Here is a 19,251-nt window from a genome sequence, read left to right on the forward strand (position 1 = left end):
GCCGTCCCTCCCCTGCCCGGTCGGGTGAAATTCCGTCAACGCGGCGCACGGGGACTGCCCGGGCCAGTGACCCGGCGAAGGTGATGATCGTTGCTCGGGCGGAGCCGGACCGACCGGCGCCCGCGCCGGCCGGTCAGCGCCGGGCGTCACCCGTGTCGGCCTCCCGTGGAGGCCTGGGCCGAGGAGGCCGTCATGTCCGAAGAATCCGTCCCGCAGCAGGGGGCCGGGCCAACCGGTCAGCCGAAGGGGCTGCTGCAGCAGATGGAAGAGCTGATGGCGTCGCTCAACGCGGACCTCTCCGCCCTGGACGCGGATCTGCAGTCGGCGGGGCGGAGCGCGGACGACGCCGAGGGCCGCTGAGGGGAGCGACGACGTCGCTCACCCCGGGTTCCGGTTCTTCTGAGCGCCTACCCCGCCTCCCGTTCCGGTAAGGCCTGATCCCGGTCCGCGAGCTTGCTGAGCATCTCCAGGACGCGGTCCCGGGACTCGTCCGCCGCGTCGATCGCCTCCATGCACTGCCAGTACGTGCCCTCGTCGTCCACGGCGCAGGCGAGGCCGACGAGGGCGATGCCCACCTCGCCGAGCAGGCCGCCGAGGCAGAGCAGAACCTGGCGGGCGTCGCCCAGTTCGGTGAGCTGGGCGGCGCGCAGGTCGACGGTGTCCAGGTCGGGACGGTCCAGGACACCGCAGCCTCTGCCCGCCAGCTCGGTCAACCCCAGTGCCTCGCCGCGGAGTCGGGGAGGGCCGGAGACCGCCAGCCTGCTTCCTATCGCCTGGGCCAGCGCCTGCGCCTGCCACACCTCCGTCAGCACCTGAGGCGCCGCGCCGCTCCCCGCGAGGGCACGCCTGCTCGTCACTATGAGCCGCACCGCGTCCATGCCCTGACCCCGTCCGCCGCCCGAACTCCGTTGTCCACTACCCAGAGTGAGGGTCGGCGGGACGAAAAGCCAGAGGAAGGCGGAAATCTGTGGACAACGAATCGATTTCGGGCCGGATTTTGACTCCGGAGAGTGAAAACGGACCGAGCTGCTCCCTGCGCACCGGAGCCGACACCCCTACGGCGCCGGAAACCTCCGCTCGTTCCGGTCGATCTTCGCGTCCAGTGCCGCCAACGGGTCGATGCCCAACACCTCGCACAGTTGCAGCAGATACGCGAGCACGTCGGCGACCTCGTCCGTGACCCGGTGCGCGGTGTCGGCGTCGTCCATGACGCGGCCCGACTCCTCCGGTGTCAACCACTGGAAGATCTCGACCAGTTCGGAGGCCTCCACGCTGAGCGCGGCGACGAGGTTCTTGGGGGTGTGGTACGGCTGCCAGTCGCGCGCCGCCGCGAACTCGGCCAGCCTGCGCTGCAGTTTCGCCACATCGAGAGGGTCTGTCACGGGTCCAGGTGTACCACCGTGAGCCCCTCGGCCTTCGTGGCCCAGGACGCGTCGGTCGCCGTGCCGAGCAGCCGGATGTGTCCGCGGTCGCACATCCGGGAGGCGAGGCCCAGGAGTTCGTCCCGCTGGCGCGGGTCCAGTCGCCGGTCGAACCCGTCGGCGAGCACGGTGAGCGTCTGCATCGCCGCGGGCACCTCACCGGCGGGGTCGACCTCCAGAACGCCGGGTCCGGTGAAGAGCACGAGGGCGAGCGCGAGGTACCTCAACTCGCCGTCGCCGAGCCGTGCGAGTTCCGTGCGGGCACCCTCGCCCCGGTCGAGCACGGCCCGGACCGTGCCCTCGCCGAGGAGTTCGGCGAGGACGTCCGCCACCGGGCCCGCGCATCCGGTGCGCACCGCCGCGACGAACTGCGCGTGGCGGCGGCCGCATTCGGAGCGGGTGCGCCACAGCACGTCGGCGAGGTTGTCGCAGCCGCCGAGGAGGCGCCCGGAGCCGGTGGGCACCGGGGCACGCATCCGGTCGGGGCGGGGGTCGCAGGCGAACACGGAACGCAGGGCGACGACCGTCTGTTCGGCGGCGGCGAGCACCCGGCGCTGACCGTCGGTCTTGCCCGCCACCCTCAGCGGAAGCAGCGCGGTGCCGAGCCGGTCGTCCGGGAGCGGGGCGCGGGTCACCGGCGCGGAGCCGGCCGTGTGCCAGGCAGCCTGTACGGCCCGTCGTGAGGGGTCGCGCAGCGCGGTCTCCAGCAGGACCTGTCCACCGACGGTCAGCCGCTCCCCCACGACCCGGAGTTCGGGCTCGGCCTGCACGGCGACGTCGAGCCGGACCGGCCCCTGGGGACCGTCCGTCGTGCACCCGATCCGAAACCCGCGCCGCCGCTGTGCGTCGGGCCGCGCCCACTCCGGCACACACGCGAGCGGATCGGGAAACACCTCCCCCAGCTCCGCCCCGGCGGCAAGCCGGGCCAGCGCCTCGTACGCCCGCAGCGCACTCGACTTGCCGGATCCGCTGGACCCGACGAGAAGGGTGAGAGGACCCATCGGAAAGCTCGCACGCCTGTGCGAGGCGAAGGCGGACAGCCGCAGCTCGGTGAGGTGGGGGCGACCGGGGTGGTGGCCGGCCGCGACACGGACGCCGGGTGAGCCGGGCAGCGGCGCCGCCGAGCGGTCTGCGGCGGACGTCCCCGGCCGCCGCTCGGCGGACGACTCCGCGCGTCTCGCGGCAGACGGCTCGCCGGGCGGTCCCGGACGCTCCCCGTCACCCCCCGGCCGCCCCTGGGCCGGCACCCGCTGGTCACTGGAAGCCTCCGGAACCGCATGAGCCGCAGAATCCGCCGGCACAGAAGTCACGCACATGTCCGGACCGTAAGCCTCCGGAACAAGGCGAACCGTTCCGCCGGGCGCCGCTTCCCACGATCGGGGGACCGGGGTCAGGCGCTGGGGGCGCCGGCGGTCTCCATCAGGCCGCTGACCTCGGTGCCGGGCGGGGTCAGCAGGAAGACGTTGCGGTCGACGCGGTGCATGCCGCTGGCGAGACCGAAGACGACTCCCGTGCTGAAGTCGAGGACCCGTTTGGCGACCTCGCCCTCCGCCCCGGTCAGGTCGAGCAGCACCGGGATGCCCGCCATCAGGGTCTCGGCGACCTCACGGGCGTCGCCGAAGACATTCACCCTCAGCACGACGAAGCGGCGGCGCGGTTCCGTCACCGCTTCGGGCGGCACCCGGTGGTCCACCGCGGACGGCCAGGCATCCCGGCCGCGCAACGGAACGACCTGGGCGAGCCCTTCCCACTGTTCATCGGTGACGTCGTACCTGCTCACCGGTTCCCCCCGGACTCGCTCGCCTTCATTGCCTGCACCGGCCAATTCTTACGCCAAGTCACCCGTTCGGCCCAACAGCGACACGGACCGCGACAGCCCCGCTCCCTCACATCGCGCCACGAACGGCTGTGTGTCCGACGTAACTCCTCATGATCAAGCCATGTGACATCGGCGTAATGGGCGATTCGTACGCTCTGGGGGTAAGAACCGACTGCCGAAAGGGCCCCGTGTGACCCCCACCACTCCCACGTCCCAGGTGCGCTCGGTCTGCTCCTACTGCGGAGTGGGCTGCGGCATCGTGCTGGACGTCGGCATGGGGCCCGACGGGCGGCGTACGGTCCTGAAGGCCACGGGCGACAAGGCGCACCCGGCGAACGCGGGGCGGCTGTGCACCAAGGGCGCCACCACGGCCGAGATGCTCTCCGCGCCCGGGAGGCTGACCACCGCGCTGGTCCGGGACGACCGCGGTGCCGAGCCGATGCCGGCGCCCATGGCCGACGCCGTCGCCGAGACCGCGCGGCGGCTGCGCGCGATCATCGACGAGCACGGTCCGGACTCGGTCGCCTTCTATGTGTCCGGACAGATGAGCCTGGAGGCCCAGTACCTCACCAACAAGCTCGCCAAGGGGTTCGTCCGCACCAATCAGATCGAGTCGAACTCCCGGCTGTGCATGGCCAGCGCCGGGGCCGGTTACAAGCTGTCGCTGGGCGCCGACGGGCCGCCCGGGTCGTACGAGGACTTCGACCGGGCCGATGCCTTTCTCGTCATCGGGTCGAACATGGCCGACTGCCATCCGATCCTCTTCCTGCGGATGATGGAGCGGGTCAAGGCGGGCGCGAAGCTGATCGTCGTCGATCCGCGGCGCACCGCGACGGCCGCCAAAGCCGATCTGTTTCTGCAGGTCAAACCGGGTACCGACCTGGCGCTGCTGAACGGTCTGCTGCATCTTCTGGTCGAGGAGGGGCACACCGACCCCGATTTCGTCGCCGCCCACACCGAGGGCTGGGAGGCGATGCCGGAGTTCCTCGCCGACTACACGCCCGACGTCGTCGCCGAGATCACGGGGCTGAACGAGGACGACCTTCGCGAGGCCGCCCGGCTCATTGGCTCGGCCGGTGAGTGGATGAGCCTGTGGACCATGGGCCTCAACCAGTCCACGCACGGCACCTGGAACACCAACGCCCTGGTCAACCTGCATCTCGCGACCGGTGCCATCTGCCGTCCCGGCAGCGGGCCCTTCTCCCTCACCGGCCAGCCGAATGCCATGGGCGGGCGCGAGATGGGGTACATGGGGCCCGGTCTCCCCGGTCAGCGGTCCGTCCTCGTCGACTCCGAGAGGGAGTTCATCGAGGATCTCTGGGAGCTGCCGGCGGGCACCGTCCGCAAGGACGGCGTCGGCAAGGGCACCGTCGAGATGTTCCAGAAGATGGCCGACGGCGAGATCAAGGCCTGCTGGATCATCTGCACCAACCCGGTCGCCTCGGTGGCCAACCGCCGTACCGTCATCGAGGGCCTGGAGGCCGCCGAGTTCGTCGTCACCCAGGACGTGTTCGGGGAGACGGAGACCAATGCCTACGCCGACGTCGTGCTCCCCGGGGCGATGTGGACCGAGGGCGAGGGCGTCTTCGTCAACAGCGAGCGCAACCTCACCCTGACCATGCCGGTCGCCGACCCGCCGGGCGAGGCGATGGCGGACTGGCGGATCATCGCGGCCGTCGCGCGGGAGATGGGGTACGAGAAGGGGTTCTCGTACGACAGCGCTGAGCAGGTCTTCGAGGAGATCCGGCGCGCCTGGAACCCCGTCACGGGGTGGGACCTGCGCGGGGTGACGTACGAGCGGCTGCGGGAGACTCCCGTGCAGTGGCCGGCCGCCGAGGGCGGGCCCGCGCGCAATCCGATCCGGTACGTCAGCGGCGACGAGCTGCGCTTTCCCACGGCGAGCGGTCGGGCCGTCTTCCACGCGCGGCCGCACATACCGGCCGCGGAGATGCCGGACGACGACTTCCCCTTCGTGCTGAACACGGGGCGGGTGCAGCACCAGTGGCACACGCTGACCAAGACCGGAAGGGTCGCCAAGCTCAACAAGCTGAACCCCGGGCCGTTCGTGGAACTGCACCCCGAGGACGCCGCTGCGCTGGGGATCGCCGAGGGCGACCGGGTGGAGGTGGCCTCGCGGCGGGGGCGGGCGGTGCTGCCCGCGGTGGTGACCGACCGGGTGCGGCCGGGGTGCTGTTTCGCGCCGTTCCACTGGAACGACCTCTTCGGCGAGTATCTGAGCGTCAACGCCGTGACCAGCGACGCGGTGGACCCGATCTCCTTCCAGCCGGAGTTCAAGGTGTGCGCGGTGTCGCTGACCCGGGTCTCCGCCGCTCCCGCACCCGCGCCGGTGCCCGCACCCGCGGTCATCGTCCCCACCTCCGTCACTCCCGGCGCCAACCCCTTCGGCCTCGACCCCGCCCCGCCGCCCGTCCTGACCGCCCAGGAGCGCCTGTACCTGACCGGCTTCCTCGCGGGCATCGACTCCGGCGCCCCCGGCGTCCCGGTGCTGCCACCGGACGCGCCGTTCAGCCCCGAGCACGCGATGTGGGTCAACGGCGTGCTGGCCGGCATGTACTCGCGGTCGGCTCAGACGCCCCGCACGCAGCCCGGCCGCGAGGTGGTCGTGCTGTGGGCCTCGCAGACCGGGAACGCGGAGGAGTTCGCCGGTGCCGTCGCCGACCGGCTCTCCGCGAGCGGACACCGCCCCCTGCTCGCCGGCATGGACGACACCGACCCCGGCGCGCTGCCCCGGGGCGCCGACCTGCTGCTGGTCACCAGCACCTTCGGGGACGGCGACGCGCCCGACAACGGCTCCGGCTTCTGGGACCGGCTCGCCGCCGAGCAGGCCCCGCGCCTGGACGGGGTCCGCTACTCCGTCCTGGCCTTCGGCGACTCCTCGTACGACGACTTCTGCGGACACGGGCGACGGCTCGACGACCGCCTCGACGAACTGGGCGGGGTGCGGCTGGCGCCGCGTACCGACTGCGAGCCGGACTTCGAGCCGTCCGCGGACGCCTGGCTGGACGAGGTGCTCTCCGCGCTGGGAGGCGAGACCGGTACCCCGCCCACCGGCACGACCGAGGCGCCGAGGAAGCCCGCCCGCTCCCCCAGGCCCGCCCCCACCACCGCCCGCCTCGTCGGCAACCGGCTGCTCAGCCTGCCCGGCGCGGGCAAGGAGGTCCGGCGGTTCACCTTCGACACGAGCGGGACCCCGCTGACATACGAGGCGGGGGACGCGCTCGGCGTGCGGCCGGTCAACTCGGCCGCCCTGGTGGAGGAGTGGCTGGCGGTCACCGGGGCCGACGGGTCAACCGCCGTGGAAATGGACGGTGTCGGCGACGTCCCCTTCGCCGAGGCCCTGCACCGGCATCTCGACATCACCCGTATCACCCCCGACTTCCTCCGCTTCGTCGGCGAACGCGTCCGTGACGGGCGGGAGTTGAAGAAGCTCCTGCGGCCCGACAACAAGGACGGGCTGGCGCAGTGGAGTTGGGGACGGCAGGCGGTGGACGTACTCGCCGAGCATCCGGTGCGGGCGGACGCGCGGGACTGGGCGGGCGTCCTCAAGAGGCTTCAGCCGCGCCTGTACTCCATATCCTCCAGTCCCCTCGTCGACGCGAACCTGGTCTCGCTGACGGTGTCCGTCGTGCGGTACGAGAACCTGCACGGCACACCGCGCGGCGGGGTCTGCTCGCCGTTCCTCGCGGACGCCGACGCGAACACCGAGGTGCCGGTCTTCGTCCAGGCCTCCCCGCACTTCAGGCCGCCCGCCGAACCGGCGACGCCGATGGTGATGGTCGGTCCCGGCACGGGGGTCGCGCCCTTCGTGGGCTTCCTCCAGGAGCGGCGCGCGCTCGGACACCGGGCGCCCAACTGGCTGTTCTTCGGGGAGCAGCACCGGGCCAGCGACTTCTACTACGAGGAGGAGCTGACCGAGCTGCTCGACGAGGGCACCCTCGCCCGTCTCGACACCGCCTTCTCCCGCGACCAGCGCCAGAAGGTCTACGTCCAGGACCGGATGCGCGAGCACGGCCCCGAACTGTGGCGCTGGCTCCAGGACGGTGCCCACTTCTATGTGTGCGGCGACGCCTCCCGGATGGCCAAGGACGTGGACCGGGCGCTGAAGGACATCGCGGTCGCGCACGGCGGGCTGGGCGAGCAGGAGGCGGCGGCGTACGTGAAGCAGTTGGCTGCGGCGAAACGGTACGTGCGGGACGTCTACTGACAAACCTCGCTTTCTTACCCCTCTCCTACCGGACTCTTCACCTCCGTCGCCACCTCGCTCACCGGGCGCGATTACGGTCCGGTGCCGTGCACTTGGCAGAACTGAAGCCGGTGACACCCGGCCGGCGGACGCAGTCGGCGGTGTCCTCCCTCAGCCCGGAAATCCCCGCGCAGTGGCATCGCGTCCTGACGCTGCTCGCCGACATCAGCCTCCTCATCGGTACGCGCGCGGTGTGGACACAGGCGGCCTCGCACCAGGTCGCCGTGGCCGCGGTCATCTCGGTCTGCTACGCCTCGATCCTGGTGTGCGGGGTGCTGGCGCTGGTGGTGCGCCGGACCCGTTCGCTGGCCCGCGTCGACGGTTGCGTCCTGGTGACGGCCGTGACCCTGACGCTGTGCGCCTGGTCGGTGCTCCACCAGGGCAGTGACGAGGCGCTCCTGACCACACAGGCCGCCCGCGAACTGGTCGCGGGGCACCCCGTCTACGGCCAGTCGTGGCCCTGGCTCTTCGGCCACGGCGTCGCCCTGACCCCCACGGTGACCGGCGGCTACGACTTCACGTACGGCTATCCCCCGCTCGCCCCGCTGCTGACCGCGCCGCTGCTGTGGCTGGGCCACGGCGGCGCCCCGGCGACGGCGCTGAGCACGGGTGCGCTGGTCGTCGGCGCGGTGGCGCTGTGGCGGATGCTGCCGGTGCCGTGGCGGCCGGCGGCGACCATGGTGTGCCTGGGCTTCGCGATGCTGCCGCAGTACGGCCGGCTCGGCTATCCCGCGATCCTCGCGCTCGCCCTGCTGGTGCCGGTGGTGGTGCGCTGGCCGCGGATCGGACGGGGCGGGCGGCTGGGCGCGGCCGGGGTGGCGCGGGCCGGGTGCCTGGGGGCGGCGTGTGCGGCGCAGCAACTGCCCTGGTTCCTCGTGCCGTTCCTGCTGGCCGGGATCTACGCGGTGCGCCGCGGGGAGCTGGGCGGCCGGGCCGCGGCGCTGGTGGTGCTGCGGATCGTCGGGGTCGCCGCCACCGTATGGCTGCTGATCGACACGTATTTCCTCGTGAGCGAGCCGGGCCCCTGGCTCACCGGTGTCGCCCTGCCGCTGACACAGGGCGCGGTGCTGCACGGCCAGGGCCTGGTGGACGTGTCCGCCTATCTCACGGGCGGCAGCGACCGGCTGGACTGGTACGCGCACGCGAGCATGCTGCTGGCGGCGGGGCTGCTGGCGCTGTTCGTGCTGTTCGTACGGCGGTTGGGGCCCGCTGCGACCGTGTTGCCATGGTGTGCCTTCTTCCTGGCGACGCGTTCGCAGGACGGCTACTACCTGATGATGACGCCGCTGTGGCTGGCGGCGGCCGTCACCGCGCCCGCGTCGGAGTTCGCGGGCGCGTGGCAGCCGGGGCTGCGGCTGCGCTCCCGTGCGGCGCGGATCGCCGTGGCCCTGCTCGTGCTGTCGCCGGCCCTGGTGGGTTCGACGCTGGCCGTGACGGGCACACCGCCGCTGCGGATGCAGGTCACCGGGTTGCAGCGGGCCAGGCCGGCCGACGGCTCCCGGCTGACGATCCGGGTCACCAACACGGCCGACAGCGCCCTCGCGCCCCACTTCATGCTGACCGTGGGACAGGGCATGAGCCGGTACTGGACGGTCGTCCAGGGGCCGGCCACGCTGCCCGCCCACGCCACGGCGCGCTATGAACTCCGGCCGCCCGCCGGGAGGTACGGGCTCCCGCGCGCGGGTGCGCGGATCCGGCTGCGGGCCTTCACCGCCGTACCGCAGACGCTGTCGAGCGTGTACGTCAGGCTGCCGTCCGGATGAAGCGGAGGCTGGTGGTGACCGTGGTGAGGCGGGCGATCATGCCGAGTTGGTTCCAGCCCATCCCGAACTGGTTGCGGTCCACGGAGAATTCGGCGTCCAGGGTGAGGGCGTCGGCGTCCGCGCCGGTGAGGCGGGCGGTGAAGGTCTGGGGGCGGCTGATGCCGCGCGCGGTGAGCTGGCCGATGACGTGGACCTTGTCGCCGTCGCGGAGTTCGGCGCTGCGGACCGCGAAGGTGAGCTCGGGGTGGTTGTCGGCGTCGAAGAAGTCGGGGCCCTTCAGGTGGGTGTCGCGCTTGGGGTTCTTGGTGTCCAGGGACGCGACGGTCAGGGTCAGGGTGCCGACGGCGGATCCGTCGGGGCGGACCTCGCCCTGGCCGGTGAAGGCGGTGAAGGCGCCCTTCACGGTGATGAGCCCCCAGATCGACTTGTGCTTGATCGCGACGGTCGAGGCGGCGGTGTCGAGCTGCCACAGGCCGGTTTCCACGGCGACGGTCATGACGGGGTCTCCTTCGTGCTGATGCCCCTGCCCAGGGGTCATCCAAATTTGAATGACCTCACGCTAGCGGGTCATCCAAATATGAACAACCCCCTCTGATCCAAAATTGGACAACAGGTAGACTGGGCGTCATGGCCGATCACTCCGACTGCCCCTCCGCCGCAGGTGGCGGACTCCTCCCCGCAGAGCTGCACGCCTGGATGCTGATGCTGGCCGCGACCGGAGCCGTCGAGCAGGAGCTGCGTTCCGTGGTCAAGGAGCGACTGGACGTCTCGCACGACGAGTTCCTGGTCCTGTGCCTGCTGGCGGGGAACCCCTCGGAAGGTCTGCGCATGACGCGGATCGCCGAACTCCTGGGCCGCCCCAAGACCCGCCTCACCTACCAGATCGCCTGTCTCCAGCACGCCGGCCTCGTCACCCGCCAGTCGGTCTGCGGCGACAAGCGCGGCATCGAGGTCGCCCTCACCGAGAAGGCCCGAGGCCTGCTCAGGGAGGCCTCGGGGGTCCTCGCGCAGACGGTCAAGGAGGCGCTGGCCCGGATCATGGGACCCACTCAGCGCGAGGCGATGGGCGCGCTGGTGCCCGACTTCGCCGAGGACGCGGGCCCGGAGTAGTCACCGGCGCGGGACCTTGTCCCGGATCCCGCCACGGAACGGGCCGGCGCACGGTGAGATGAGGGGATGAGACGAAGACGGGTCGTTCTGGCGGCAGCCGGCGTGACGGCACTCGCCGCGGTGTCCGGCTGCACCGTGCCGATCGCCGGCGCCACGGGCATCACGGTCGACGGGGACGGGCGGCCGATGGGAGTGCTGATGGTCTGTCACGATCACATCGACGGCGCCACGTCGTACACCGACAGCAAGCCCGCCGAACCGGACGAGAGCAGGTCGGTCGAGGTCGGGAGATGGAGCGCCGACGCGTCCGTGAAGGGATTCGCGACCTGGCCCCTCGACACGGCCGGCGACGGCTGGAGCGTCGACAAACCCCTTCAGGTCCTGAAGAAGAACCACAGCTACCACCTGTACGGCTGGACACGCGACAGCTCCTGGTCGACCGGCAACGTGACCTTCACCCCCGCCGATCTGGCCGCCCTCACCCCCGGCCGGGTCCGCTACCGGAGCGGCGATGGCGACGACCACGAGACGGGCTCCGTCGAGGACTTCCGCTCCCACGCCTGCCAGGACCGGTGACCGTCGCCCGCCGGCAGTGGTTCGCGGGGGCATGAGCCGTACGGTGACGGGGCGCGCGGCAGCGTCCTGCCCTGGCCGGACACCTTCACCAACCACCTCCACCCGCACGTCGGCCGGGCGGTCGTGCAGGTGCTGGAGCACGCGGTCCGGCGCGCCGAACTGCCCGACGAGCCGCTGCGCTGCGGGCCGACCTGGATCTCCACGGGACAACTCGGCTTCGCCGAGCGGGTGTTGGGCCGTACCGTGCGCCGGATGGCCGGGCATCTGCGCCAAGGCGGTCTCGTGGTGGGCCTCGAACCGAGCCGCACGACCGTGTTCCGCTCGGACGGGGGCGACCTGCGCTCCGGCGCCCCGGACGTACGGCGCCTGCACGCACGGACCGTCACCCGCGCCGAGCTGCTCCGCGCGGGCGCCCGCCCGGGTGCACTGCAACCAGCACGCGGCCCACGGCCGGTACGCCGACCGCGACCCACTCCGCCGCATCTCGACGTCAACGAGGCATGCGCGGAGCGGGTACCGCCGCCCCGGCTGCGGGAGGCGGACGCGGGCACGGCGGTACCGGCCGACGGGTTCGGCTGCGGCAGGCAGATCCACGAGTTCGACAGCGGGGGCCATGAGGCGGTGCATCCGGCTGAGCTGCCGGCCCGCGGACTGCCCGGGAGGGCCGGCAGCGCGTACGGAGTCGCCGAAACCCCGCACGTCCGCCCACCCGAAGCCGGCAGAAGGTGAACGCATGGCAACACGACACGACACAGAGTTGGAACGAATCCATTTCTTGAACCATTCGTGTTTGTGGGGGTAGGTTGGCCCCATGACTTCACCGCAGCCTCCGACCACCGCAGGAGATCTGCGGGGGGCCGGCCTGCGGGTGACGGCCGCCCGCGTCGCGCTTCTGGAGACCGTTCGCGCCGGTGACCACCTCGGGGTCGACGCCCTCACCTCCGGGGTCCGGGACCGGGTCGGCCACATATCAGTGCAAGCCGTCTACGACGCCCTCCACGCACTCACCGCGGCGGGACTCGTCCGCCGTATCGAGCCACCGGGCAGCCCCGCCCGGTACGAGGGCCGGGTCGGCGACAACCACCACCACCTGGTCTGCCGGGAGTGCACGGCTGTCGTCGACGTCGACTGCGCGGTCGGGCACGCGCCCTGTCTGACCGCTTCGGACGACCGGGGCTTCGCCATCGACGAGGCCGAGGTCATCTACTGGGGCCTGTGCCCCTCCTGTTCCACCGCCCGCAAGGCTTGAGCACCAAACCCGGAAGGAATTCCCCTCATGTCCGAGAACAACGCCGCTGAAGGTAAATGCCCGGTCGCGCACGAGCGCGCCGCACACCCCACCCAGGGCGGCGGAAACCGGCAGTGGTGGCCGGAGCGGCTCAACCTGAAGATCCTCGCGAAGGACCCGGTCGTCGCGAACCCGCTCGGTGCGCAGTTCGACTACGCCGAGGCGTTCGGCAACCTCGACCTGGCTGCCGTCAAGCAGGACATCGCCGAGATCCTGACCACCTCGCAGGACTGGTGGCCGGCGGACTTCGGCAACTACGGCCCGCTGATGATCCGGATGGCCTGGCACAGCGCCGGCACCTACCGCATCAGCGACGGCCGTGGCGGTGGCGGCCGTGGCCAGCAGCGCTTCGCGCCGCTGAACAGCTGGCCGGACAACGGCAACCTGGACAAGGCCCGCCGTCTGCTGTGGCCGGTGAAGAAGAAGTACGGCCAGTCCATCTCCTGGGCCGACCTCATGATCCTCACCGGCAACGTCGCCCTGGAGACGATGGGCTTCGAGACCTTCGGCTTCGCCGGCGGCCGCGCCGACGTCTGGGAGGCCGACGAGGACGTGTACTGGGGTCCCGAGACCACCTGGCTCGACGACCAGCGCTACACCGGCGACCGTGAGCTGGAGAGCCCGCTCGGCGCCGTCCAGATGGGCCTCATCTACGTCAACCCGGAGGGGCCCAACGGCAACCCGGACCCGATCGCCGCGGCCCGCGACATCCGCGAGACGTTCCGCCGCATGGCGATGAACGACGAGGAGACCGTCGCCCTCATCGCCGGTGGTCACACCTTCGGCAAGACCCACGGTGCCGGCCCGGCGGACAACGTCGGCGCCGACCCCGAGGCCGCCCCGATCGAGGCCCAGGGCCTCGGCTGGGCCAGCACCCACGGCACCGGCAAGGGCGGCGACGCCATCACCTCCGGTCTCGAGGTCACCTGGACCACCAAGCCCACCCAGTGGAGCAACGACTTCTTCGACATCCTCTTCGGCTACGAGTGGGAGCTGACCCAGTCCCCCGCCGGCGCCAACCAGTGGGTGGCCAAGGACGCTCAGGCGATCATCCCCGACGCCCACAGCGACTCCAAGAAGCTGCCCACGATGCTCACCACCGACCTCTCGCTGCGCTTCGACCCGATCTACGGCGAGATCTCCAAGCGCTTCCACGAGAACCCGGACCAGTTCGCGGACGCCTTCGCCCGCGCCTGGTACAAGCTGACCCACCGTGACCTGGGCCCGAAGTCCCTGTACCTCGGCCCGGAGGTCCCGGCGGAGACCCTGCTGTGGCAGGACCCGCTGCCGCAGGCCGAGGGCGAGGCCATCGACGCCGCCGACGTCACGGCCCTCAAGGCCAAGCTCCTCGACTCGGGTCTGACCGTCTCGCAGCTGGTGTCGACCGCGTGGGCGTCCGCGTCCACGTTCCGCAGCAGCGACAAGCGCGGCGGCGCCAACGGTGCCCGCATCCGTCTGCAGCCGCAGGCCGGCTGGGAGGTCAACCAGCCCGACGAGCTGGCCCAGGTCCTGCGTGTCCTGGAGGGTGTCCGGTCGGAGTTCAACTCCGGCGCCAAGAAGGTCTCCCTGGCCGACCTGATCGTCCTCGGCGGTGCCGCCGCGGTCGAGAAGGCCGCCAAGGACGCCGGCCACGCCGTCGAGGTGCCGTTCACCTCGGGCCGTGTCGACGCGACCGAGGAGCACACGGACACCGAGTCGTTCGCCGCCCTCGAGCCGACCGCGGACGGCTTCCGCAACTACCAGGGCAAGGGCAACCGCCTCCCGGCCGAGTACCTGCTGCTCGACAAGGCGAACCTGCTCGGCCTGAGCGCCCCCGAGCTGACCGTGCTCGTCGGCGGTCTGCGCGTCCTGGGCGCCAACCACGGCGGGACGTCCCTCGGTGTCCTCACCGAGACCCCCGGCGTCCTCACCAACGACTTCTTCGTCAACCTGCTCGACCTGGGCACGGAGTGGAAGTCGACCTCCGAGGACCAGAACCACTTCGAGGCCCGTGACGCCTCGGGCGCGGTCAAGTGGACCGGTACGCGTGCCGACCTCGTCTTCGGCTCGAACTCCGAGCTCCGCGCGCTCGCCGAGGTCTACGCGAGCGACGACGCCAAGGAGAAGTTCGTGAAGGACTTCGTCTCGGCGTGGGTCAAGGTGTCCAACGCGGACCGCTTCGACCTGGTCTGAGCCCGATCCGAGCCTGATCCGATCACCGGGACGCCCCGGCCGGCCCGCACGGGCCGGCCGGGGCGTTCCCCGTTTCTCCGCAGGTGGCCTGCGTCCTCGTACAATTTGACTCCGAACGATCAAAGGAGCGTGCCTGTGCCCGGCCAGCGGTCCATCACCGAAGCGGAGAAACTGGCGGCGGCGAAGCTCGGGGGGATCCCGATCCACCGCGATCAGATGGCGGTGGTCGCCAACATCCACCGCGCCGCCTCGGCGGTACGTCAGCACCTCGAGAACTCCGTGCTGCGCGGCGCCGACCTCACCTGGACGGCGTTCGTCGTGCTGTGGGTGGTGTGGGTGTGGGGCGAGTCGGAGACCCGGCATGTCGCGGAGGAGGCGGGCATCTCCAAGGGGACGCTCACCGGGGTCTCGCGCACGCTGGAGGGGCGCGGGCTGCTCAAGCGGGCCGGCCATCCGTCCGACGGCCGCCTGGTGCTGCTCAGCCTCACCGAGGAGGGCGAGGCCCTGATGCGGCGCCTGTTCCCCGCCTTCAACGAGGAGGAGGCCTTCGTCGCCTCCCGCCTCACCGGCGAGGAGTGCCGCGATCTCGCCGACGGACTGCGTCAGGTGGTGCTCCAGGTCGAGGAGAACGGCGAGGAACGCCGCCTGGAACTCCTCGACGGCGCGGAACCGGCGCCGAGGCGGAGCGGACGGCGGGCGAAAGGCTGAGCCACTGCGCCGCTCGGCCACTCACCCGCTCACCCGCTCAGCCACTGAGCCACTGAGCCGCTCAAGTCACTCGCCGCAGCTAATGGCTGAGCCACTGCACCTCTTGACCACTCAGCCGCTCGCCCATTCGCCGCGGCTAATGGCTGATCCACTGGGCCACTGGGCCACTGGGCCACTGGGCCACCGTGCCACCCAGCCACTCCGCCACCTCACGCCGCCGTGTACCCCAACTGCCGCCGCATATAAGGCGTCATCAGCGTCTTCGCCTTCGCCAGCACCGACGTCCGTCCTCCCAGCACCGCGCTCTCCCCGCCCGGCACCGGCAGCAGGGTCACGCCGTCGGCCGCCCCGAACGGGACGATGAGCGGGGTGCGGTGGCCGGGCCTGTAGAAGCGGGGTTCCTTGCGGTGCTTGCCGGAGCTCTGGAGATGGGCGCGGATGTTGTGGAACGCCAGGTCGGCCTGGGCCAGCGCGGCGGGGGTGATCTTCAGCTCCGTGGCGTCGTTGACGTCGCCGACCGCGAAGACGTCCGGACGCCCGTCGACCCGGAGCGTGCGGTCGACCTTGACGTGTCCGGAGTGGTTCAGCCAGTCGCCGTGGCCGCCCAACCGTAGCCAGAGCGTGTTGGGCGTGGTGCCGGTGGCCCAGAAGGAGAGGTCGGCCTCCAGGACGTTGCCGTGCGCGTCGCGATAGGTGCCGAAGTCGAAGCCGGGGGACATGAAGGAGTTCAGCCGCACGTCCACGTCATGCGCCTCCAGCCAGGCCAGCGCCTTGCGCCCGGCGCGCTCACTGCCCGTGCCGTGCAGCAGCACCGACCCGGAGTGGGCCAGCGTGACGCGGGCGTCCGGCCGGGCCAGCCGTATCTCCGCGCTGAGCTCGACGCCGGAGGGCCCGCCGCCGACCACGAGGACGTGCCCGGCACGGGCGACCGCCTGCTGATGCCCGGCGAAGGCCTTCACCGCCTCGTCCGGGGTGGTGCCGTTGAAGCGGGCCGGTTCGGGATAGTCGGCGCCGGTGGCGATCACCACCACGTCGTACGGCAGTCGCTCCCCCGTCGCCAGGACGACCTGCCGGGCCTCCGTGTCGATGCGCAGCGCCTTGCCCAGCACCACCCGACCGCCGTTCAGCAGCCGGTCGTACGGGATGAACGGCGTCACCGACCACTCCGGCCGGATCCCGGCGCGCAGTGAGGCGATGCGGTGGAAGAAGACCTCCTTGCGGTCCACCAGCGTGACCCGCGCCGTCGCGTCCAGCCTTTTCGCCAGGCGGACTCCCGCGTAGCCGCCGCCGATCACCACTACGTCGCCGTCGCTCACACGACTCTCCTGTGTCCGTGGGGGGAAGTGAGCAGCGCGGCGCGTGGGCTCCGTCGCCCCCACTCGACTGGCGAAGAGCCTATCGCTTGAACTTTAAAGCTAACGGGTGAGGTGTGTGTGCGTTCCGTGAAGCGACGTACTACCGCAGTGCTGCGACGTACTTCCCCAAGCGGGCGATCCCTTCGCGCAGTTCCCCGGCGGAGGCCGCGTACGACAGCCGTACGTGCGTCTCCGCCGTGCCCACCCCGAAGTCCCGGCCCGGGGTGAGCGCGACGTGCGCCTCCTGGAGTGCCCGGGCGCAGAACTCCCACGAGGTGAGCCCGGTGCCGCTGACGTCGAAGTAGACGTAGAACGCCCCGTCGGGCGGCACGGGCACCGGCAGCCCGAGCCGCGCCAGACCGTCGAGGACGAGCGCGCGCCGGCGCCCGAACTCGGCGCGCCGTTCCTCGCAGACGGCGAGGGAGTCGGGGGTGAAGCAGGCCAGGGCGGCGTGCTGGGCGGGGGTCGAGGCGCACAGGAAGTAGTTCTGGGCGAGGCGTTCCAGCGCCGGTACGAGGCTCTCCGGGACGACGCACCAGCCGAGCCGCCAGCCGGTCATGCCGAAGTACTTCGAGAAACTGTTGATGACGACGGCGTCGGGGTCGAACGAGAGCGCGCTGCGCGGCGGCCGGTCCTGGTCGTCGTGGTCGCCGAGGTCGAGGTAGATCTCGTCGACGATCCGCCACGCGTCCCGCTCCCGGGCGAGGTCGCACAGTGCGGCGAGTTCACTCTCCGGGACCGAGGTGCCGGTCGGGTTGGACGGGGTGGCGACCATGATCCCGCGCGTGTCGTCCGTCCAGTGCGCCCGCACGGAGTCCGCGTCCAGTTGGAAGCGGGATGCCGCGCTGGTCGGGACGAGCGTGACCCGGGCGCCGAAGCTCTCCATGATCTGCCGGTTACAGGGGTACGACGGGTCGCCGATCAGCACCTCGTCCCCGGCATCGACGAGCGCGGCCGCGCCCAGCACCAGGGCGGCCGAGGCCCCGGCGGTCACGACGACACGGCCCGGGTCGACGTCGACGCCGTGCCGCTCCCCGTAGAACCCCGCGATCGCCTGCCGCAGGGACGGCATCCCGAGCGCCTCGGTGTAGCTCATGGGCCGCCCGTCCATGGCCGTCCGCATCGCCTCGACGACGGCCGGGGGCGCGCCGAAGTCGGGCTCTCCGAGGCTGAGCTTGACGACATGGTGGCCCTGGGCCTCCAGGGCGGCGGCGTGCTTGCCGAACTCCATGGCGTAGAACGGGGCGACGGACTGGGCCCGCTGCGAGATCCGCATGCGGCGACCTCCGGCTCGGCGAGGGACGGAACGTCCTCGACCCTAAGCGGTCACGAAAGGGGCGGGCCCTCGGGCCCGCCCCTTCACTGCCGTGCGACCGTCGGGCCCGGTGCTCAGGCCTTGGCGTACTCCCAGCCACCGCAGCTGTACGGGGTGCCGTCGGAGCCTTCCTGGAGGCAGGCGCGGATCTGGAGGGTGGTGCCCTCGGCGAAGGACAGGTCCCAGTCGTGGGCAACGGCGTAGCCGTAGCTGTTGTAGTACGAGTGGGTGGCGGAGCTGGAGTTGTAGCGCCACTGGGCGGCGGTGCCGTGGCCGTCCTGCTTCATGTCGAGGGCGGTGAGGATCTCGCCGTCGGCGGCGAAGTACGTCTTCGCGGTGACGTTCGACGAGATGATGGAGTTGGAGGCCTCGTAGACCTCGCCCGCGGCCTGGGCCGGGGCGATGCCCAGGGCGAACGCCGATGCGGAGGCCGCGGCGATCCCGAGAACGGTCGTCAGTCGGCGATGGGGCTTGCGCAAGACAGCGTTCCTCTCTTCGAACAACTGGTCGCGCCCGAACCTACCTGAGTGCAAAGGAAGTTGATCCTGAATTTCCGTGGCATCGGGCTAGGCGTCGGGCAGCGACGCCGCGAGGTGCTCCCACGCCGCGTGCACCTGTTCCCCCACGATCCCGAACTGTGTGACGACCGCGACGCAGCGGCCGTCCGCGTCGTCGAGTTCGAGTGCCGAGGTCGGTCCGTGGGCCGCCGTGGAGCGGACGAGCCGGCAGGCCCGGACGCCCGCGAGGTCGATCTCCACCGAGCTCTGCGCGATCGCCGCGAACACCCGCCCGCCGGTGGTCCGGTCGGTGACGTGGACCCGGCCGCCGCATGCCTGCATGACCGAGGGGGCGAACACCGCGACGCCGATCGGCAGTCCGACGGAGCAGACGTGGTCGAGCACCGCGGGCACGACATCGACGCCGATGTTCCGGTGCTCGCCCCGGTACCGGTCGAACGCCGCGCGCCGGGCCGGGCCGCCGTCCGTGAGGATCGCGTCGAGCTGGGCGAGCTGGTCGCCGTTCTCCCACGCCGGTATGTCGCGGGCGCGGGAAGGTGTCATGGCCTGCGATCCGACGTGGACCGTGGGGGTGAGGCCGGCCAGCAGCCGGTCCCCGTCGGAGAGCAGCCGCCCCTCGTGCACGATCCGGCCCTGCGCGTCGAGCAGGCGCACGGCAACCGAGCCCTCGTCCCGCGCGACCACGGCCGTGTCCACACCGGCCGCGTCGAGACGCAGCGCGATCTCGCCCGGGTGCACGGCGAAGGCGTCGCCGCGCAGGCTCGGGGCCGCGTAGCTGCCGGCCTGGTCGATGCGCGCGACCGGACCTCCGGTGACGGCCTGGACGTACTGGAAGAGCGTCAGGCAGCGCGCCAGTTCCGGCATGCGTGGGTCGATCAGCCGCGCGCCGGTGTCGCGCCTGGGGCAGCAGCCCTCGAACACGCAACCGTGCTGGTCCGTCAT

At 71.5% G+C, this 19,251-nt stretch carries 18 protein-coding genes; 9 read left to right on the forward strand and 9 right to left on the reverse strand.

Annotation, left to right across the window (positions count from 1 at the left end; genetic code table 11):
• Nucleotides 1-192: 192 nt before the first annotated feature.
• The gene (locus ACWD3I_RS27160) at nucleotides 193-360 is read left to right on the forward strand and encodes a hypothetical protein (RefSeq protein ID WP_266887006.1); all 168 of its coding nucleotides are present in this window, start codon (nucleotides 193-195) and stop codon (nucleotides 358-360) included.
• A gap of 47 nt (nucleotides 361-407) precedes the next feature.
• On the opposite strand, the gene ACWD3I_RS27165 is transcribed toward ACWD3I_RS27160, so the two are convergent.
• From ACWD3I_RS27165 to ACWD3I_RS27180, 4 genes are all read right to left on the reverse strand, one after another.
• Nucleotides 408-878: a DUF6099 family protein gene (locus ACWD3I_RS27165; RefSeq protein WP_365411863.1), complete on the reverse strand. Its 471-nt coding sequence runs from the start codon at nucleotides 876-878 to the stop codon at nucleotides 408-410.
• A gap of 177 nt (nucleotides 879-1,055) precedes the next feature.
• On the reverse strand, nucleotides 1,056-1,382 hold the full coding sequence (locus ACWD3I_RS27170) for a nucleotide pyrophosphohydrolase (protein ID WP_365411861.1): 327 nt from the start codon (nucleotides 1,380-1,382) through the stop codon (nucleotides 1,056-1,058).
• Nucleotides 1,379-2,737 (reverse strand): AAA family ATPase, encoded by a 1,359-nt coding sequence (locus ACWD3I_RS27175; RefSeq protein ID WP_365411858.1) that lies wholly within the window; start codon nucleotides 2,735-2,737, stop codon nucleotides 1,379-1,381. Before ACWD3I_RS27175 ends, ACWD3I_RS27170 begins: the two co-directional genes overlap by 4 nt.
• A 74-nt stretch (nucleotides 2,738-2,811) precedes the next feature.
• Complete coding sequence (locus ACWD3I_RS27180) at nucleotides 2,812-3,201, reverse strand: cell division protein SepF (RefSeq protein WP_046263090.1); 390 nt, start codon at nucleotides 3,199-3,201, stop codon at nucleotides 2,812-2,814.
• A 229-nt stretch (nucleotides 3,202-3,430) separates the two neighbouring features.
• On the opposite strand from ACWD3I_RS27180, the gene ACWD3I_RS27185 reads away from it, so the two are divergent.
• Nucleotides 3,431-7,465, forward strand: a complete 4,035-nt coding sequence (locus tag ACWD3I_RS27185; protein WP_451084197.1) for a molybdopterin-dependent oxidoreductase — start codon at nucleotides 3,431-3,433, stop codon at nucleotides 7,463-7,465.
• Between the two features lie 110 nt (nucleotides 7,466-7,575).
• On the forward strand, nucleotides 7,576-9,267 hold the full coding sequence (locus ACWD3I_RS27190) for a hypothetical protein (RefSeq protein WP_365409575.1): 1,692 nt from the start codon (nucleotides 7,576-7,578) through the stop codon (nucleotides 9,265-9,267).
• Here ACWD3I_RS27190 and ACWD3I_RS27195 read toward each other — a convergent pair.
• Complete coding sequence (locus ACWD3I_RS27195; protein ID WP_365409520.1) at nucleotides 9,248-9,763, reverse strand: YceI family protein; 516 nt, start codon at nucleotides 9,761-9,763, stop codon at nucleotides 9,248-9,250. The two genes, ACWD3I_RS27190 and ACWD3I_RS27195, sit on opposite strands and share 20 nt — an antisense overlap.
• 131 nt (nucleotides 9,764-9,894) lie before the next feature.
• On the opposite strand from ACWD3I_RS27195, the gene ACWD3I_RS27200 reads away from it, so the two are divergent.
• The 6 genes from ACWD3I_RS27200 (at nucleotide 9,895) to ACWD3I_RS27225 (ending at nucleotide 15,121) form a co-directional block, all read left to right on the forward strand.
• Entirely contained in the window at nucleotides 9,895-10,377 is a 483-nt protein-coding gene (locus ACWD3I_RS27200; protein WP_365409523.1) for a MarR family winged helix-turn-helix transcriptional regulator, read from the forward strand.
• A gap of 66 nt (nucleotides 10,378-10,443) precedes the next feature.
• Nucleotides 10,444-10,953: a hypothetical protein gene (locus tag ACWD3I_RS27205; protein WP_365409526.1), complete on the forward strand. Its 510-nt coding sequence runs from the start codon at nucleotides 10,444-10,446 to the stop codon at nucleotides 10,951-10,953.
• A gap of 129 nt (nucleotides 10,954-11,082) precedes the next feature.
• Entirely contained in the window at nucleotides 11,083-11,682 is a 600-nt protein-coding gene (locus tag ACWD3I_RS27210) for a hypothetical protein (protein WP_365409529.1), read from the forward strand.
• 82 nt (nucleotides 11,683-11,764) lie between these two features.
• Complete coding sequence (locus tag ACWD3I_RS27215) at nucleotides 11,765-12,202, forward strand: Fur family transcriptional regulator (protein WP_365409532.1); 438 nt, start codon at nucleotides 11,765-11,767, stop codon at nucleotides 12,200-12,202.
• 27 nt (nucleotides 12,203-12,229) lie between these two features.
• A complete protein-coding gene (gene katG / locus ACWD3I_RS27220) occupies nucleotides 12,230-14,413 on the forward strand; it encodes a catalase/peroxidase HPI (protein WP_451084198.1) in 2,184 nt (727 codons plus the stop codon).
• A gap of 135 nt (nucleotides 14,414-14,548) precedes the next feature.
• Nucleotides 14,549-15,121: a MarR family winged helix-turn-helix transcriptional regulator gene (locus tag ACWD3I_RS27225; protein ID WP_266887025.1), complete on the forward strand. Its 573-nt coding sequence runs from the start codon at nucleotides 14,549-14,551 to the stop codon at nucleotides 15,119-15,121.
• Nucleotides 15,122-15,330: 209 nt separating this feature from the next.
• Here ACWD3I_RS27225 and ACWD3I_RS27230 read toward each other — a convergent pair whose 3' ends face one another.
• The 4 genes from ACWD3I_RS27230 to ACWD3I_RS27245 form a co-directional block, all read right to left on the reverse strand.
• Nucleotides 15,331-16,437 (reverse strand): NAD(P)/FAD-dependent oxidoreductase, encoded by a 1,107-nt coding sequence (locus ACWD3I_RS27230; RefSeq protein ID WP_365409536.1) that lies wholly within the window; start codon nucleotides 16,435-16,437, stop codon nucleotides 15,331-15,333.
• 139 nt (nucleotides 16,438-16,576) lie between these two features.
• Entirely contained in the window at nucleotides 16,577-17,752 is a 1,176-nt protein-coding gene (locus ACWD3I_RS27235; RefSeq protein WP_365409539.1) for a pyridoxal phosphate-dependent aminotransferase, read from the reverse strand.
• 113 nt (nucleotides 17,753-17,865) lie between these two features.
• The gene (locus ACWD3I_RS27240; RefSeq protein WP_365409542.1) at nucleotides 17,866-18,270 is read right to left on the reverse strand and encodes a hypothetical protein; all 405 of its coding nucleotides are present in this window, start codon (nucleotides 18,268-18,270) and stop codon (nucleotides 17,866-17,868) included.
• A gap of 87 nt (nucleotides 18,271-18,357) precedes the next feature.
• Complete coding sequence (locus ACWD3I_RS27245) at nucleotides 18,358-19,251, reverse strand: hypothetical protein (protein ID WP_365409545.1); 894 nt, start codon at nucleotides 19,249-19,251, stop codon at nucleotides 18,358-18,360.

It is taken from the genome of Streptomyces sp. NPDC002817, from assembly GCF_053592055.1.

Excerpts from the sequence above, each read along its gene's own strand:
- ACWD3I_RS27160 (WP_266887006.1), top strand. The coding sequence starts at position 193 with ATGTCCGAAGAATCCGTCCCGCAGCAGGGGGCCGGGCCAACCGGTCAG.
- ACWD3I_RS27165 (WP_365411863.1), bottom strand. The coding sequence starts at position 878 with ATGGACGCGGTGCGGCTCATAGTGACGAGCAGGCGTGCCCTCGCGGGG.
- ACWD3I_RS27175 (WP_365411858.1), bottom strand. The coding sequence starts at position 2,737 with ATGTGCGTGACTTCTGTGCCGGCGGATTCTGCGGCTCATGCGGTTCCG.
- ACWD3I_RS27195 (WP_365409520.1), bottom strand. The coding sequence starts at position 9,763 with ATGACCGTCGCCGTGGAAACCGGCCTGTGGCAGCTCGACACCGCCGCC.
- ACWD3I_RS27200 (WP_365409523.1), top strand. The coding sequence starts at position 9,895 with ATGGCCGATCACTCCGACTGCCCCTCCGCCGCAGGTGGCGGACTCCTC.
- ACWD3I_RS27205 (WP_365409526.1), top strand. The coding sequence starts at position 10,444 with ATGAGACGAAGACGGGTCGTTCTGGCGGCAGCCGGCGTGACGGCACTC.
- ACWD3I_RS27215 (WP_365409532.1), top strand. The coding sequence starts at position 11,765 with ATGACTTCACCGCAGCCTCCGACCACCGCAGGAGATCTGCGGGGGGCC.
- katG (WP_451084198.1), top strand. The coding sequence starts at position 12,230 with ATGTCCGAGAACAACGCCGCTGAAGGTAAATGCCCGGTCGCGCACGAG.
- ACWD3I_RS27235 (WP_365409539.1), bottom strand. The coding sequence starts at position 17,752 with ATGCGGATCTCGCAGCGGGCCCAGTCCGTCGCCCCGTTCTACGCCATG.
- ACWD3I_RS27245 (WP_365409545.1), bottom strand. The coding sequence starts at position 19,251 with ATGACGGACCAGCACGGTTGCGTGTTCGAGGGCTGCTGCCCCAGGCGC.